The sequence below is a fragment of the Pseudomonas sp. VA159-2 genome (genome assembly GCF_024126635.1).
In the GTDB taxonomy this organism is placed as follows: Bacteria; Pseudomonadota; Gammaproteobacteria; order Pseudomonadales; family Pseudomonadaceae; genus Aquipseudomonas; species Aquipseudomonas muyukensis.
This window is the reverse complement of the sequence record NZ_JAMYBV010000097.1, coordinates 1-293: the sequence shown is the minus strand read 5'-3', so window position 1 is coordinate 293 and position 293 is coordinate 1. Positions and strand designations below refer to the sequence as shown.

Annotated in this window: 1 pseudogene; it reads right to left on the bottom strand. The window is 71.3% G+C overall.

Annotated features, from left to right (window positions below):
• Positions 1-293, bottom strand: a pseudogene (locus NJG22_RS24500) (non-ribosomal peptide synthetase); the annotation flags it as partial.

The following is a 293-nucleotide window of genomic DNA, read 5'->3' as shown; positions in this document are numbered from 1 at the left end:
AGCTTGCCGTTGGCGGTCAGGGGCAGTTCGTCCAGGTGCACGTAGGCCGCGGGCAGCATGTAGTCCGGCAGCTGGCCTTGCAGGCGCTCGTGCAGCGCGGCAAGCGCCGGCGCGTCACCGGTGAAGTAGGCCACCAGGCGCTTGTCGCCCGGTTCGTCCTCGCGCACCACCACCGCCGTGTCGCGCACCCCCGGGCATTCGCCCAGGCGTGCCTCGATCTCGCCCAGCTCGATACGGAAGCCGCGCAGCTTGACCTGCTGGTCGGCCCGGCCCAGGTAGCGCAAGGTGCCGTC